At 69.5% G+C, this 1,119-nt stretch carries 1 pseudogene; it reads left to right on the forward strand.

Features of this window, described 5'->3' with window-relative positions:
- A pseudogene (locus tag ACFWPI_RS02200) lies at positions 1-1,119 on the forward strand (hypothetical protein); the annotation flags it as partial.

Here is a 1,119-nt window from a genome sequence, read left to right on the forward strand (position 1 = left end):
AGGCTGAGAAGGCTCGTCAGGCGAGGGAGGGGTCGGACACGTCGCAGGCGGACGGTGACGGGGCCAAGAAGCCGGGTGATGGCGAGAAGGAGCCGCAGCCTGACCCCGGGTATTCGTCGCAGGCCGAGGCGTTCCGGCAACTGCGTGAGCAGGGTGAGAAGGATCGTGCGGCGGCTGCTGAGGCTGCTCGTAAGACGAAGGAGGCGTCTGGTCCGCAGAAGGCGGATGAGGAGGCGCCCAAGGAGCCTGGCGGCGACGGTGAGAAGGAGCCGCTGCCCGATCCCGCGTACTTGACGCAGGCCGAGTTGCACCGGCAGCAGCGTGAGCAGGGCGAGGCGGATCGCAAGGCGAAGGCGCTGGCGGATCCGTCCTTCGTGGAGCGCGAGGAGGCCAAGGCTCTGGCCGACGCCAAGAGGCCGCGTTCGACACGGGAGCTCAAATTCCGCACGATCGACGATCTGAACGCCAAGAAGGAGAGCGACGGCTCCGGTGCCGCCGCGCCGGACTCCGGCTCGGACGGGCGGCCCGAGGGCGGGCCCGGCCCTGCCGGTAGCGGAGTGCAGGACCGAGGACGGTCCGAGGGCAGTCAGACCCAGGTGGAGCCGGCCCCCGCCGACTCCGAGGGTCCGGGTGGTGGCGAGCAGCAAGGTCCGGATCGGAAGTCCGGGGTTCACGGGTTCGGTGACCTGAAGGATTCGGGGAAGGGTAAGGCTCCGGCGGAGAAGTTCCCCGGTCAGGGGCACTTGCTGACGGATGATGCTCCGCCGGTGCCGCCGAAGGACGGGGCGGAGGGCTCGGGTGGTGGCGAGAAGCAGTCTCCGGATCGGAAGTCCGGGGTTCATGGGCTCGGTGACCTGAAGGATTCGGGGAAGGGTAAGGCTCCGGCGGAGAAGTTCCCCGGTCAGGGGCGGACGGCTGCTGGTCCGCCGTCGGTGCCGCCGAAGGATGGGGTGGTTGAGGGTTCGGGTGGTGGCGAGCAGCTGCGCCCGGATCGGAAGTCCGGGGTTCACGGGCTTGGTGATGTGAAGGATTCGGGGAAGGGTAAGGCTCCGGCGGAGAAGTTCCCCGGTCAGGGGCGGACGGCTGCTGGTCCGCCGTCGGTGCCGCCGAAGGATGGGG

Source organism: Kitasatospora sp. NPDC058492 (assembly GCF_042720685.1).
GTDB lineage: Bacteria > Actinomycetota > Actinomycetes > Streptomycetales > Streptomycetaceae > Kitasatospora.